12 protein-coding genes are annotated in these 14,696 nt (G+C 56.6%); 4 read left to right on the forward strand and 8 right to left on the reverse strand.

The features are described 5' to 3' along the window. Positions 1-446 precede the first annotated feature (446 nt). Complete coding sequence (locus ACOKCT_RS17800; RefSeq protein ID WP_103791332.1) at positions 447-1,139, forward strand: FadR/GntR family transcriptional regulator; 693 nt, start codon at positions 447-449, stop codon at positions 1,137-1,139. A 20-nt stretch (positions 1,140-1,159) separates the two neighbouring features. Continuing rightward, complete coding sequence (gene mdtD / locus ACOKCT_RS17805) at positions 1,160-2,587, forward strand: multidrug transporter subunit MdtD (RefSeq protein ID WP_159340386.1); 1,428 nt, start codon at positions 1,160-1,162, stop codon at positions 2,585-2,587. Here the strand turns inward: mdtD and rbsR are convergent. The 7 genes from rbsR to kup all read right to left on the reverse strand — a co-directional run bounded on the left by rbsR (position 2,553) and on the right by kup (position 10,471). Beyond that, a complete protein-coding gene (gene rbsR / locus ACOKCT_RS17810; RefSeq protein ID WP_103177593.1) occupies positions 2,553-3,545 on the reverse strand; it encodes a ribose operon transcriptional repressor RbsR in 993 nt (330 codons plus the stop codon). The genes mdtD and rbsR overlap by 35 nt on opposite strands. A gap of 3 nt (positions 3,546-3,548) precedes the next feature. Further along, on the reverse strand, positions 3,549-4,478 hold the full coding sequence (gene rbsK, locus ACOKCT_RS17815) for a ribokinase (protein WP_103177594.1): 930 nt from the start codon (positions 4,476-4,478) through the stop codon (positions 3,549-3,551). A 107-nt stretch (positions 4,479-4,585) separates the two neighbouring features. Further along, complete coding sequence (gene rbsB / locus ACOKCT_RS17820) at positions 4,586-5,476, reverse strand: ribose ABC transporter substrate-binding protein RbsB (RefSeq protein WP_032615470.1); 891 nt, start codon at positions 5,474-5,476, stop codon at positions 4,586-4,588. 27 nt (positions 5,477-5,503) lie between these two features. Beyond that, entirely contained in the window at positions 5,504-6,469 is a 966-nt protein-coding gene (rbsC, locus tag ACOKCT_RS17825) for a ribose ABC transporter permease (protein WP_103177595.1), read from the reverse strand. A 4-nt stretch (positions 6,470-6,473) separates the two neighbouring features. Beyond that, on the reverse strand, positions 6,474-7,979 hold the full coding sequence (gene rbsA / locus ACOKCT_RS17830; protein ID WP_103177596.1) for a ribose ABC transporter ATP-binding protein RbsA: 1,506 nt from the start codon (positions 7,977-7,979) through the stop codon (positions 6,474-6,476). Positions 7,980-7,986: 7 nt separating this feature from the next. Continuing rightward, complete coding sequence (rbsD, locus tag ACOKCT_RS17835) at positions 7,987-8,406, reverse strand: D-ribose pyranase (protein ID WP_103177597.1); 420 nt, start codon at positions 8,404-8,406, stop codon at positions 7,987-7,989. A 196-nt stretch (positions 8,407-8,602) separates the two neighbouring features. Then, entirely contained in the window at positions 8,603-10,471 is a 1,869-nt protein-coding gene (gene kup, locus ACOKCT_RS17840; protein WP_103177598.1) for a low affinity potassium transporter Kup, read from the reverse strand. A gap of 223 nt (positions 10,472-10,694) precedes the next feature. Here kup and ravA point away from each other — a divergent pair, with 223 nt between their 5' ends. Continuing rightward, positions 10,695-12,191, forward strand: a complete 1,497-nt coding sequence (gene ravA, locus ACOKCT_RS17845) for an ATPase RavA (RefSeq protein WP_420193739.1) — start codon at positions 10,695-10,697, stop codon at positions 12,189-12,191. Then, a complete protein-coding gene (viaA, locus tag ACOKCT_RS17850) occupies positions 12,185-13,636 on the forward strand; it encodes an ATPase RavA stimulator ViaA (protein WP_420193740.1) in 1,452 nt (483 codons plus the stop codon). The genes ravA and viaA overlap by 7 nt, the downstream gene beginning before the upstream one ends. On the opposite strand, the gene asnA is transcribed toward viaA, so the two are convergent. Next, on the reverse strand, positions 13,637-14,629 hold the full coding sequence (asnA, locus tag ACOKCT_RS17855; RefSeq protein ID WP_103177601.1) for an aspartate--ammonia ligase: 993 nt from the start codon (positions 14,627-14,629) through the stop codon (positions 13,637-13,639). Between the last annotated feature and the right edge of the window lie 67 nt (positions 14,630-14,696).

The raw sequence follows: 14,696 nt of genomic DNA on the forward strand, positions 1-14,696 counted from the left end.
AATTACGTGTTCACTCAGAGACTTGGTATTCATTTTTCGTCCGAGGACGTTAAGAATCCATGTCACTTTGAGTGCCCACACAGATTGTCTGATAAATTGTTAAAGAGCAGTGCAACGCGGCTTTCGCTCACCGTTGCGAGGTGACGTATATTACGTTTTCCTCATTCAGAGTCAAGCGATTATTTCGCGCTTTTCTCTGCCGGGCATTCATCGCTGAACCCCGCTGACCCGGCGGCTTGCGTGCCGTTGTTCCGTGTCAGTGGAGGCGCATTATAGGGAGTTCTCCGGCGCTGACAAGCGTAAAATTAAAAAAAACTACCAACCGTGTTTTTTTTCGCCAAAAGCCTCATCTTTTAGCCAGAAACGGTGCTAATTGCTGTTTTCGTCACCACAACCCGCCTGCAGGTGGCATACTTACTGGCATCAAGATTTAAGGAATATGCTTTATGCCTTTAAGCGCGCAACAGCTGGCGGCACAAAAAAACCTTTCCTATGTGCTGGCAGAAAAACTGGCACAGCGGATCCTGGCAGGTGTTTACATGCCTGGCAGCATCCTGCCGGGCGAACTGGAACTGGGGGAACAGTTTGGCGTGAGCCGAACGGCCGTTCGTGAAGCTGTGAAAACGTTAACCGCGAAAGGAATGGTGCTGCCCCGTCCGCGCATCGGTACGCGCGTGATGCCTCAGGGCAACTGGAACTTCCTCGATCAGGAGCTGCTCTCCTGGTGGATGACGGAAGATAACTTCCAGCAGGTTATTGATCACTTCCTTGTTATGCGCAGTAGCCTGGAGCCGCAGGCCTGCTTGCTGGCCGCAACGATCGGAACGGCAGAGCAAAAGGCCCGACTAAACACCCTGATGGATGAGATGGTTCATCTGAAGAAAAACTTTAACCGGGAACGCTGGATAGATGTGGATATGGCCTGGCACGAGCATATCTATGAGATGAGCGGTAATCCGTTCCTGACCTCTTTTGCCTCGCTCTTTCACTCTGTCTATCACACCTACTTTACCTCTATTACCCAGGATGAAGTGGTTAAGCTGGATTTACATCAGGCCATTGTCGATGCCATTCAGGACAGTGACGGGCCACGCGCCATGGCAGCCAGCCAGGCGCTGCTTGCCCCACCAGCACGGTAGCCATAACAACAGGAACTCGAATGACAGTAAAAAAAGCACGCAGTATGGCGGGCCTGCCGTGGATAGCGGCAATGGCCTTCTTTATGCAGGCCCTGGATGCGACCATCCTTAATACTGCCCTTCCCGCAATAGCCCAAAGCCTGAACCGTTCTCCGCTGGCGATGCAGTCAGCCATCATCAGTTATACCCTGACCGTTGCGATGCTGATCCCGGTGAGCGGCTGGCTGGCCGATCGCTTCGGCACCCGCCGTGTCTTTATGCTGGCGGTAACGTTGTTTACGCTGGGCTCGCTGGCTTGCGCACTCTCCAGTTCTCTGGGAGAGCTGGTTGTCTTCCGGGTAATCCAGGGGATAGGCGGCGCGATGATGATGCCGGTTGCGCGCCTGGCCCTGTTACGGGCCTACCCGCGCAGCGAGCTGTTGCCGGTGCTTAACTTTGTCACCATGCCGGGCCTGGTCGGGCCGATCCTCGGACCGGTACTGGGTGGCGTGCTGGTCACCTGGGCCAGCTGGCACTGGATATTCCTCATTAATATTCCGATTGGGATCGCCGGGCTTTTCTATGCCCGCAAATTTATGCCGAACTTCACCACCCCACGGCGTAAATTTGATATGGGCGGGTTTTTCCTGTTTGGCCTGAGCCTGGTGCTGTTTTCAAGCGGTATGGAGCTGTTCGGTGAGAAAGTGGTGGCGACCTGGCTGGCTATCTCCATCATTTTCAGCGGCATCGTTCTCTTCCTTCTTTATATCCGTCACGCGCGCCGTCATCCGACGCCGCTTATTTCGCTGTCGCTGTTTAATACTCGAACTTTCTCGGTGGGTATTGCCGGCAACATTGCCTCACGGTTGGGTACCGGTTGTGTTCCTTTCCTTATGCCGCTGATGCTACAGGTCGGGTTTGGTTACCCGGCACTGATTGCGGGCTGCATGATGGCGCCTACGGCGGTGGGCTCGATCCTCGCCAAATCCGGCGTGACGCAATTGCTGCGCCGGCTGGGCTACCGCAGGACGCTGGTTGGCGTGACAATATTTATCGGTGTGATGATTGCACAGTTCTCACTGCAGTCGGCGGCGTTGCCGGTATGGCTGCTGATCCTGCCGCTGTTTGTGCTGGGGATGGCGATGTCCATCCAGTTCACGTCGATGAACACCATTACCCTTGCCGATCTCAACGACGAGAATGCCAGCGGCGGTAACAGCGTGCTGGCGGTGACACAACAGCTGTCGATCAGTCTGGGGGTGGCGGTAAGTGCGGCAGTACTGCGTTTTTATGAAGGGTTCGACAGCACAAATACTGTCGAACAGTTTCACTTCACCTTTATCACCATGGGCGTGCTGACGGTGATCTCGGCGCTGGTCTTTATGCTGCTAAAACCGAAGGATGGTCGTAATCTTATTAAAGATCGGCACAAACCTAAACAGACCCCCGTTCCATCAGAACAGGAGTAAGCTGCAGCCGCTGTTGTTGCAGAGCGGGCTGGGCGATACGGTGGATCAGGACATCAACCGCCAGCTCGCCCAGTTCATCTTTTGGCTGATGGATGGTGGTGAGCGGCGGCGTCATATACTGCGCCAGTTCGATATCGTCATACCCCACCACGGCGATATCGTCCGGGATACGCAGTCCCGCCTGATAAAGCGCCTTGTAAGCCCCTACCGCCATCGCATCATTACCAATAAAGACCGCCTGCGGGCGCTCCTTCTGGGCCAGTAGAGCCTGCATCGCCTCAAACCCGCCGCTAAATTCAAAGTCACCGGTGATTTGATAGCCCTCAGGCACCGGCAAACCGGCACGCGCCATCGCCACCAGGAACCCTTCCAGCCGCAGGCGGGCGGGGGTTTTATCCAGCGGACCGGTAATACAGGCGATGCGGGTGTGGCCTTTATCAATCAGATGCTGTGTCGCCATGTCCCCGCCCAGCAACGAGTTATCCTGGATGAGATCGCTGGTACCGTCGAACGGCGCCCAGTCCATCATCACCGTGGGAACGGAGGGGTAGCGCTGCATAATCTCGGGGGAGGGTTGGTGCGTTTCGGTGCACAGCAATAGCAATCCGTCGACGCGCTTTTGCATCAGCGTCTCCAGATTGCGGTTCATCCGCTGTTCGTCGCCTTCGGTATTGCATAACACCAGGCTGTAGCCACGCTCAAAACAGCTGCGCTCAACGCCGCGCACCAGTTCAGAATAAAAGGGGTTGGTACTGGCCGTAATGAGCATGCCAATGGTACGCGTCTGGTTGAGTTTCAGACTGCGCGCCAGGGCGGAAGGCGCATAATTGAGGGATTTAACGGCAGCCTCGACCTTCTCCCGAATCGCGTCGCTGACGAAGCGATCGTTATTGATGACGTGGGAGACCGTCGAAGTAGAGACGCCCGCCATGCGGGCGACATCTTTCATTGTGGCCAAGCGTTACCTCTGCTGACTTAAAAATTCATCGATCTCATTACGCCATGGTACAGAAGGCTGTGCACCTGGACGGGTCACCGCAATGGCCGCCGCCGCATGGGCAAAGCGGATTGCGTCATCCAGGTGTTCGCCTTCCAGCAGCGCCGTCACCAGCGCACCATTAAAGGTGTCGCCCGCAGCGATGGTATCGACAGCTTTCACCTTAAAGCCAGGAATGCGACGCCCTTCTCCCTCAACGCTGGCCCATACGCCGCGGCTGCCAAGAGTAATGATGACCGTGTGGATGCCTTTGTCGTGCAGGGCTTTCGCCGCGCGCGCCGCATCCTCATCGTTTTCAACGCGAATGCCCGTCAGCTTTTCGGCCTCGGTTTCATTCGGGGTAATAATGTCCACCAGCGCCAGAAGCTCGTCTGATAATACACGGGCTGGCGCGGGATTTAGTACGACAGTGGTATGATTTTCATGAGCAATTTTCGCTGCCGCCAGCACGCTTTCTACCGGGGATTCCAGCTGCATCAGCAGGGCGTCGGCACTGGCGATAAGCGCATGTTGCGCCGCCACTCGTTCAGGTATCAGCGCCGCGTTTGCCCCCGCATGAATACCGATGACATTCTCACCTTCTCCGTTGACAAAAATCAGCGCCACGCCGGTTGATTCACCGTCCACCACGCTCACTGGCGCAATATCGATATTGTCGCTTTCCAGCTGCTGGCGAACGCGATCCCCGGTATCGTCATCGCCGGTACAGGCGATAAAGGCGATGTTCGCCCCGCTACGTCCGGCAGCGACCGCCTGGTTCGCGCCCTTGCCGCCAAAGGCGACCTGGTAGCGATGACCCGTTACGGTTTCGCCCGGTGTCGGGAAAGCGTCAAGGTTAAGAATGTGATCGGCATTAATACTGCCAAGGACGACGAGCTTACCTGCGGTTTTCATAGTTGAAGTGTCCATCAGAGAGTGCCACCGGGATGCCCCGGTGGCGTATGCCACTCTTTTCTTTATATGTTGTCCCTCAGGCAGCCTGCGACTGCCTGAATCGCATATTACTGCTTGATGACCAGTTTCAGGTCAACAGGGTATTTGGCCTGAACTTTCTCGCCCTTCAGCACTTTGTCAGCAGTCTGCACGCCAGTGGCGCCGATCTGCTCTGGCAGCTGAGCGATGGTCGCAGCCAGTTTGCCATCGTTTACCGCTTTTTCACCATCAGGCGTGCCGTCAAATCCAACCACCATCACATCAGATTTACCCGCAGTCTGCAGTGCACGCAGCGCGCCCAGCGCCATTTCATCGTTCTGTGCGAATACCGCTTTAACGTCCGGGTGCGCGGTCAGCAGGTTCTGCATGACGTTCAGGCCCTTAGTACGGTCGAAGTCTGCCGGCTGGCTGGCCAGTACGTTGAATTTGTGGGCAGCAACCGCCTGCTGGAAGCCTTCGCCACGCTCACGCGCTGCGGAAGTCCCGGCGATACCCTGCAGTTCGATAACCTTGGCGCCCTCGCCTGCTTTTTTGGCGATGTAGTCACCGGCGATTTTGCCGCCCAGCACGTTATCAGAGGCAATGTGGCTGACCACTTCGCCTTTAGATGCCTGACGGTCCAGGGTGATCACCGGGATGTTAGCCTGGTTCGCCATCTTCACAGCGTTACCTACCGCATCGGAATCGGTCGGGTTGATCAGCAGAATTTTGGTGCCGCGAACGGTTAAGTCCTGCACGTTAGCCAGCTCTTTTGCCGGGTTGTTCTGGGAGTCGAGGATCACCAGGTTGTAGCCCAGTTTGTCGGCCTCTTTCTGCGCGCCATCCTTCAGGGAGACGAAGAACGGGTTGTTCAGGGTAGAAACCACCAGCGCGATGGTATCTTTCGCCATGGCGTTTGCACTCACGGTTGCGCTCAGCGCGACAGCAGAAACCAGGGTAGCCAGTTTTTTCATGTTCATATCAAAGATGTCCTGTAGTGTCGTCAGTTACTGTTTTTTGTTGTCTACCAGTACCGCCAGCAAAATCACTACCGCTTTGACGATCATCTGGTAATAGGAAGAAACACCTAACAAATTCAATCCATTATTCAGGAAGCCGAGGATCAGCGCACCGATCAGCGTACCGACGATGCGGCCTTTCCCCCCGGCCAGGCTGGTGCCGCCCAGCACGACCGCGGCGATGGCATCCAGCTCATAGCCCGTACCGGCGGTCGGTTGCGCAGACGAGAGACGCGCCACTTCGATAATCCCCGCCAGCGAAGCCAGCAGGCCGCTCAGGGAGTAGACGATAACTTTGACTTTATTGACGCTGATACCGGACAGACGCGTCGCCGCTTCGTTCCCCCCCAGGGCATAGATATAGCGGCCCAGGCGGGTGTGATGCAACATGTACCACGCCGCGAGGAAGACTAACCCCATGATCCAGACCGGCGTCGGGATACCCAGCGGGCGGCCAATACCGAACCAGCCAAACAGATCGGCGTTGTCGGTAAAGCCGGTGTTAACCGGGCTGCCGTTGGTGTAAACCATGGTCACACCGCGCAGCAACAGCATCATCACCAGGGTAGCAATAAACGCCTGAACACGACCTTTCGCCACAATAACACCGGTAACAGCCCCAATAGCCGCACCCAGCGCCAGCGCCGCTGCAACGGCCACCAGCGCGTTGACTTCAATCCCTACAATTGAAGCAGCAACCGCGCCGGTGAGCGCCAGCAGGGAACCGACGGACAGATCGATACCCGAGGTCAGAATCACCAGCGTCATGCCCACCGCCATAATGGCGTTCACGGACGTCTGCTGGAGAATGTTGAACAGGTTATTAACGGTAAAAAAGTTCGGGCTCATGGTAGAGACAATCGCGATCAGCACCAGCAGGGCAATCAGCGATTTTTGTTCCATCAACCATGCCTTCGTGAAATAACGGCGTCCAGAAACAGCCTGGGTAGTCATCTTCTTACTCCTGATCCACGCGATTAAGCTTGCCCACAGCGGCAGCCATCAGAATTTCCTGGGTGGCCTGCTCGCGACTGAATTCACCGCCGAGATGCCCTTCATGCATGACGATAATGCGATCGCTCATGCCTAATACCTCTGGCATCTCGGAAGAGACCAGAATGATGCTTAGCCCGTCAGCCTTAAACTGGTTAATGAGCTGGTAAATCTCTTTTTTGGCGCCAACGTCCACGCCGCGCGTCGGTTCATCAAGAATCAGCACCTTCGGACGGGTCATCAGACCGCGGGCAATCGCCACTTTCTGCTGATTCCCGCCGGAGAGCAGCCCGATAGCCTGTTCCATCGACGGGGTTTTAACATTAAAGAGGCGGATAAAATCGCTGACTGCCTGCTGCTCGTCTTTATGCTTCAGACCACCGCCGCTGCGGCTGAAGTAGCGTAGCGCGGTTAAGGACATGTTCTCTTTCACCGACATGCCCAGTACCAGGCCATCGCGCTTACGGTCTTCGGAGATATAGACGATACCGTTCGCCAGGCCATCCTGCGGAGAACGGGTGACAACTTCATGACCATCAAGGGTGACATAGCCGCTGGTGCGCGGGTTGGCGCCATACAGCACCTTCATCAGCTCGGTACGCCCGGCGCCCATCAGCCCGGCCACGCCGAGGATCTCCCCCTGACGCAGGGTAAAGCTGACATCATGCACCCCAGGGCCAGACAAATTGTCGACCTTCAGGCGGATCTCGCCCGGCGCTTTATCGATACGTGGATACTGGTCTTCCAGCTTACGTCCCACCATCATCTCAATCAGCGTATCTTCGGTGAGGGTCACCACTTCACGCTCGGCAATAAACTGCCCGTCGCGGAAGACGGTGACGTCATCGCAAATCTCGAAGATCTCTTTCATACGGTGGGAGATATAGACAATGCCGCGCCCCTGCGCTTTCAGCTCGCGGATCACGCGGAACAGGGAGTCGGTTTCGGTATCGGTGAGGGCGTCGGTCGGTTCATCCATCACGATAACCCGGGATTCGAAACTCAGGACCTTGGCGATTTCGACCATCTGCTGATCGCCGATAGAGAGTTCGCCCACCAGACGATCGCTCTTAAAGCGCAGATTCAGCTTCGCCAGCAGTTTGTCGGCTTCGGCATACATCTGTTTCCAGTCGATTTTGCCAAAGCGGTTAACAAACTCACGCCCCAGGAAGATGTTCTCCGCGATGGAGAGCTGCGGGATGAGGTTCAGCTCCTGGTGGATGATGCCTATCCCGGCTTCCTGGGAGGATTTCGGGCCGTTGAAGGTGGTCTCTTTTCCCAGCCACAGCAGCGAACCGGCATCGCGTTGATAGATCCCGGTCAGCACTTTCATCATGGTGGATTTGCCAGCGCCGTTTTCGCCCACCAGCGCCATCACGCGCCCGGCGTAAACATTCAGCGCGGCCCCGGAGAGGGCTTTGACGCCCGGGAACGATTTATCGATCCCTTTCAGTTGCAGTAGTGCGTCCATGATGGCCTCAGAAGGTGACGCCAGCACAGAGAATGATATTCGCATACGGGGAACACTCCCCGCTGCGAATCACCGCCTGGCTGTCAGCGGTATTTTTCTTGAACTGCTCGTGCGTTATGTAACTTATTTTTATGGTGTTTCCCTGGTGTTGTTGCAGTTGCTTGATATGGCCAAGCAACGTTTCGTGGAGCTGCGGATTATGTTGTTTGATTTCCGTTGCGAGAATGGCTTCCTCAACCTGCATCTCGGTTGTCACCACATCCAGCACCTGCATAAACGTGGGCACGCCCTGCGTTAATGCCAGATCAATACGCGTTGTGCTGTGGGGAATGGGTAAACCCGCATCACAAACTACCAGCGTATCGGTATGCCCGAGACGGGAGATGACCGATGAGACTTCAGAGTTGAGTACCGTGCCTTTCTTCATTTTCTTGCTCCACTAGCGAAACGTTTCGCTGACATCAGTTTTATCTTACCGATGCGCAGAAAACCACCATGACGTAACAGATTTGTGATCGTTGTCGAAACGTTTCGCTAAGTGAAATGGGGAGATAAATATGGCGGTCAGGCAGGGGTTTTGTAGGCCGGGTAAGCGAAGCGCCACCCGGCATTTTCAGGAGGGATTAAATCTCGACTTGCGTCCCCAGCTCAATCACGCGGTTAGGCGGGATCTCGAACTGGTCAGGCGCGCGCAGGGCGTTACGCTGGAGAATAAGATAGAGCTTCCCACGCAGGCGCAGATACCACGGGCGTTTGCCGATGATCAGCGACTCGTGGGACATAAAGAACGAGGTCTCCATCATCCGGCAGCTTAAACCCTCCAGACCGCAGCGGTGGAACACCTCTTCCACGTTCGGGGTTTCACGCCAGCCGTAGCTGGCCACCACCCGCCAGAAGGTGGGCGACAGCTGCTCTATCTGCACCCGGCGGACGTTATGCACATAGGGCGCATCCTCGGTACGCAGGGTCAACAGGATCACCCGCTCGTGCAGCACTTTGTTGTGCTTGAGGTTGTGCATCAGGGCAAACGGGATCACGTTCAGCGCGCGCGACATATAGACCGCAGTGCCGGGTACGCGCACCGGCGGAGATTTCTCCAGCGAGGCAATCATCGCCTCCAGAGAATTACCGTGTTCATGCATCCGGCGCAGCAGGCGGAAACGCTCGCTCTTCCAGGTGGTCATCACAATGAACATCACCAGACCCAGCGTCAGCGGCAGCCAGCCGCCGGAGACAATCTTGTCGAGGTTCGCGGAGAACAGCGGCACGTCAATACAGAGGAAGCCGACCAGAATCATCCCCACAAGGAATTTATTCCAGTGCCAGTTCCGGTACGCCACCGTGGTAGAGAGGATCGAGGTCAGCACCATCGTACCGGTAACGGCAATACCGTAGGCCGCCGCCAGGTTACTGGAGTGCTCGAAGCTGACGATAACAATTACCACCGCGACATAAAGCAGCCAGTTAACGAAAGGAATGTAGATCTGGCCCGACTCCATCTCGGAGGTATGGATGATACGCATTGGCGAAAGATAGCCCAGACGTACCGCCTGGCGGGTCAGGGAGAAGACGCCGGAAATCACCGCCTGAGAAGCAATCACCGTCGCCAGCGTCGCCAGGATCAGCATCGGCACCAGCGCCCAGTCAGGTGCCAGCAGGAAGAACGGGTTTTTAATCGCTTCCGGATGTTTGAGCAGCAGCGCCCCCTGGCCGAAGTAGTTCAGCACCAGCGACGGCAGCACCACTAAAAACCAGGCCACGCGAATAGGCAGCTTACCGAAGTGGCCCATATCGGCATAGAGCGCTTCAACACCGGTAATAGAGAGCACCACCGCGCCCAGCGCGATAAACGACACGGTTTTGTATTCGAGGAAGAAATGCACTGCCCACATCGGATTCAGGGCATGCAGCACTTCCGGGTTAGCAATGATGCTGCGTAACCCCAGCGCCGCCAGGATCAGGAACCAGGAGAGCATAATCGGCGCGAAGAGTTTGCCCACCAGCCCGGTACCGTGTTTCTGAATAACAAACAGCAGGGTCAAAACAAGTATGGCCAGCGGGACAACCCACTCATCAAGATGCGGCGCGATAATCTCAAGCCCCTCTATCGCCGACAGCACCGAGATAGCAGGGGTGATCACCACTTCACCATAGAAGAAGCTGCCACCCACCAGGCCAATGATGACCAGGAACGAGGTCATTCTGGCGGACGTATTGCGTCCGGCAAGCGACATCAGGGTCAGGATCCCACCTTCACCGGCGTTATCTGCACGCATCACGAAGGAGAGATATTTAACAGAAACCACCAGGATCAGCAGCCAGAAGATCAGGGACAGAAAACCAAACACAGCGTCGCGTTCAACGCCAAATCCAAACTGACCGGACAAACATTCGCGCAGCGTATAAAGCGGGCTGGTGCCGATATCACCGTAGACAACGCCGATCGCCGCGAGCGTAATTGCGGGTAATGATTGCTTATTATCAGTGCTCATAGACTAGTCTTTTCGTTTAAATAACAAATGTGTGCTTAGTCCCTTGGCCCACAAAAAGCGCACAGTATGCACGATTAATCTTAGAATCGTACCCCTAAATGCCACCTCATTAACGTAGCGCAAAGAAAATAGCACCGTGGTTCAGTCTATTACCAGCCCGGAACGAAACGTCTATACTCGCTTCAATTAGCCGGGGGTACGGCGAAAGGATGCAAAAACAATTATGGCTCACACTCATTTATTAGCAGAAAGAATTTCCCGTCTCAGCGGTGCACTGGAGAAAGGGCTCTATGAACGTAGCCACGCCATTCGCCTCTGTTTACTGGCGGCGTTGAGCGGCGAAAGCGTATTTCTGCTGGGGCCGCCCGGCATCGCAAAAAGCCTGATTGCCCGCAGGCTGAAGTTCGCTTTTCAGCAAGCCAGGGCGTTTGAATACCTGATGACCCGCTTTTCCACGCCGGAAGAGGTCTTTGGTCCGCTCTCCATTCAGGCGTTAAAAGATGAAGGGCGGTACGAACGGTTAACCACCGGCTATCTGCCGGAAGCGGAAATTGTCTTTCTCGATGAGATCTGGAAAGCCGGCCCGGCGATCCTGAATACCCTGCTTACCGCCATTAACGAACGCCGGTTTCGCAACGGCGCGCATGAGGAGAAAATTCCGATGCGCCTGCTGGTGGCAGCATCCAACGAACTGCCCGAAGCCGACAGCAGCCTCGAAGCGCTGTATGACCGTATGCTGATCCGCCTGTGGCTCGATAAGGTGCAGGACAAAGCGAACTTCCGCTCGCTGCTGACCAGCCAGCAGGATGAAAACGATAACCCGGTGCCTGCCGCATTGCAGGTGACGGACGAGGAGTATCAGCAGTGGCAGCAGGACATTGGCAAAATCACCCTGCCTGATGCGGTGTTCGACTTGGTCTTTATGCTGCGCCAGCAGCTTGATGCCCTGCCGGGGGCGCCTTACGTCTCCGATCGCCGCTGGAAGAAAGCCATCCGCCTGCTGCAGGCCAGCGCGCTGTTCAGCGGTCGCGATGCGGTGGCGCCAATCGATCTGATCCTGCTGAAGGATTGCCTCTGGCACGACGCCAGCGGCATGAATCTGATGCAGCAGCAGCTGGAAATATTGATGACCGGACACGCGTGGGGACAGCAGGAGATGTTGAACCAGCTCGGGGCCATTACCCAGCGCCGCCTTCAGCTTCAGCAGCAGCAGAGCGACAAAACCGCCCTGCGCGTTATCCGTCAGAGCGGCATGTTCGCCCGTCGCCCACACTATGAATTACCGGCAGAACTGAGTGATACCACCCTGACGCTGCTCCTCCAGCAGCCGCTCAAGCTCCACGATATGCAGGTAATTCACATCACCCTCGAGCGGGAAACGCTGGCGCAGTGGCTGACCAAAGGCGGCGAGATCCGCGGCAAACTCAACGGCATTGGTTTCGCCCAGCCGCTCAACATGGAAGTGGACGGCAGCCTGCATCTGGTGATCCGCGACGTCAGTTTGCAGGGATCGCGTCTTGCGCTGCCCGGAACCGCGTCGGAAAGCGTGCCGGAAGAGATCAAACAGCAGCTGGAAGCGCTGGATAATCAGTGGCACCTCCAGCACACGCGCTTCAGCGAGCAGCAAAAATGTCTGTTCATCCACAGCGACTGGCTGGGGCGGATTGAAGCCAGCCTGCAGGATGTGAGCGCGCAGATCAAACAGGCGCGTCAATGCTGACGCTGGATACCCTCAACGTCATGCTTGCCGTCGGCGAGGAGGGCATGATCGAAGAGATCATCCTCACTCTGCTGGCCTCGCCGCAGCTGGCGATCTTTTTCGAAAAATTCCCGCGCCTTAAAACCGCCATTACCGACGATCTTCCTCGTTGGCGGGAAAATCTCCGTAAAAGGCTGAAAGATACCCGCGTCCCGCCGGAACTCACCGAAGAGGTGATGTGTTATCAGCAGAGCCAGTTACTCTCTACCCCCCAGCTTATCGTCCAGCTGCCGCAGATTTTAACCCTGCTGGACAAGGTTCACTCCCCCTTTGCCGGCCAGGCGCGGCAGCTGGTGGTGGATAACGCCACCTTTACCCCCGCCCTGCATACCCTCTTTTTACAGCGCTGGCGGCTGAGCCTGGTGGTGCAGGCCACCTCCCTGAATCAGCAGTTACTGGAAGAGGAGCGCGAACAGCTGCTCAGCGAAGTACAGGAGCGGATGACCCTGGCCGGGGCGCTGGAGCCGGTACTGGTGGAGAATGAAAATTCCGCCGGTCGCCTCTGGGATATGAGCGCCGGTCAGCTCAAGCGGGGGGATCATCAGCTTATCGTTCGCTACGGCGATTTTCTGGCACAGCAGCCGGAGCTGATGCAACTGGCGGAACAGCTGGGCCGTTCGCGGGAGGCGAAGTCGGTGCCAAAAAAGGATGCCCCGCTGGAAACCTTCCGCACCCTGGTGCGCGAACCGGCGACGGTGCCGGAGCAGGTGGACGGACTGCAGCAGAGCGATGACATTCTGCGCCTGCTGCCGCCAGAGCTGGCGACCCTCGGCATCACAGAACTTGAGTACGAATTTTACCGTCGGCTAGTGGAGAAGCAGCTCCTCACTTACCGTCTGCAAGGCGATGCCTGGCGGGAGAAGGTGAGCCAGCGCCCGGCTGTGCATCAGGATTTCGACGAACAACCCCGCGGGCCGTTTATCGTCTGCGTGGATACGTCCGGTTCGATGGGAGGATTCAACGAGCAGTGCGCCAAAGCCTTCTGTCTGGCCCTGATGCGCGTGGCGCTCGCCGACAGACGACGTTGCTTTATCATGCTGTTTTCCAGCGAGGTGGTGGGCTACGAACTCTCGGGCCAGCACGGTCTGGAGCAGGCGATCCGTTTCTTAAGCCAGCGCTTTCGCGGCGGTACCGATCTCGCCAGCTGTTTTCGCGCCATTATTGAGCGGATGCAGGGCGGCGAGTGGTATGACGCCGACGCGGTGGTGATTTCAGACTTTATTTCCCAGCGGCTGCCGGAAGAGGTGGTGAGTAAGGTGAAGGTACTGCAGCAGGTCCACCAGCATCGTTTTCATGCCGTGGCGATGTCCACACATGGAAAACCCGGCATCATGCGCATCTTCGATCATATCTGGCGCTTTGATACCGGGTTGCGTAGCCGCCTGCTGCAGCGCTGGAAACGCTAATTACAGCAGGGCGTCGACGCTGTCACGAACCTGCTGCGGCCATACGCCACACTGAACCTGGCCGATATGGGAGAGTTGCAGCAGTAACATGGTCAGACGAGACTGGCCGATACCGCCGCCGATGGTCTGCGGCATCTCGCCACGCAGCAGCGCCTGGTGCCACTCCAGCTTAAGGCGATCTTCATCACCGGTAATAGCCAGCTGGCGCTTCAGCGCCTCGGCATCCACGCGGATCCCCATGGAAGAGAGTTCAAACGCATCTTCCAGCACCGGGTTCCAGACCAGAATATCGCCGTTCAGGCCCGCCAGGCCGCTCTCGCCTTCGCTGCTCCAGTCATCATAATCCGGCGCACGTACATCGTGACGCTGACCATGAGACAGCTTGCCGCCGATCCCGATCAGGAATACGGCCCCTAACTCTTTGGCGATCGCACGCTCACGCCCTTTGGCATCCAGATCCGGGAAGCGGCTCAGCAGCTCCTGGCTGTGGACAAAGTGGATCGTCTCCGGCAGGAACGGGGTCAGGCCAAACTCTTTGCTGACCGCCGCCTCGGTGGCTTTGATCCCGGCATAAATGGCTTCTACCGTCGCTTTCAGCGTACCGGTATGACGTTCGCCATCACCCATAACGCGTTCCCAGTCCCACTGGTCAACGTAAACAGAGTGAATCGCGGTAAGACGGTCTTCATCGGGGCGAAGGGCTTTCATGTGCGTGTAAAGCCCTTCGCCCGCGCTGAAGTCGTGTTGTCCCAGGGTTTGACGCTTCCACTTCGCAAGGGAATGGACCACTTCGAACTGGGCGTCTGGCAGTGTTTTCACTTTCACCTGAACCGCTTTTTCGCAACCAGACAGGTTGTCCTGCGTCCCGTCGCCCACGCGGCTTAAGATAGGTGCCTGGACTTCAACCAGGCCCAGCTTCTCTTCCAGCTGGCGGGAAAAGTGGGATTTAACGAAACTGATCTGGCGTTGTTGTGCGATGTAAGCGGTTTTCATTATTTATACTCCTGCGTCCTGTTGGCATTGATTAAGCAACAAAAAAGAGCCTCTTTCAATAATCCAA

Origin of the sequence: Leclercia sp. M-A074-M (genome assembly GCF_965195605.1) — a bacterium.
In the GTDB taxonomy this organism is placed as follows: domain Bacteria; phylum Pseudomonadota; class Gammaproteobacteria; order Enterobacterales; family Enterobacteriaceae; genus Enterobacter.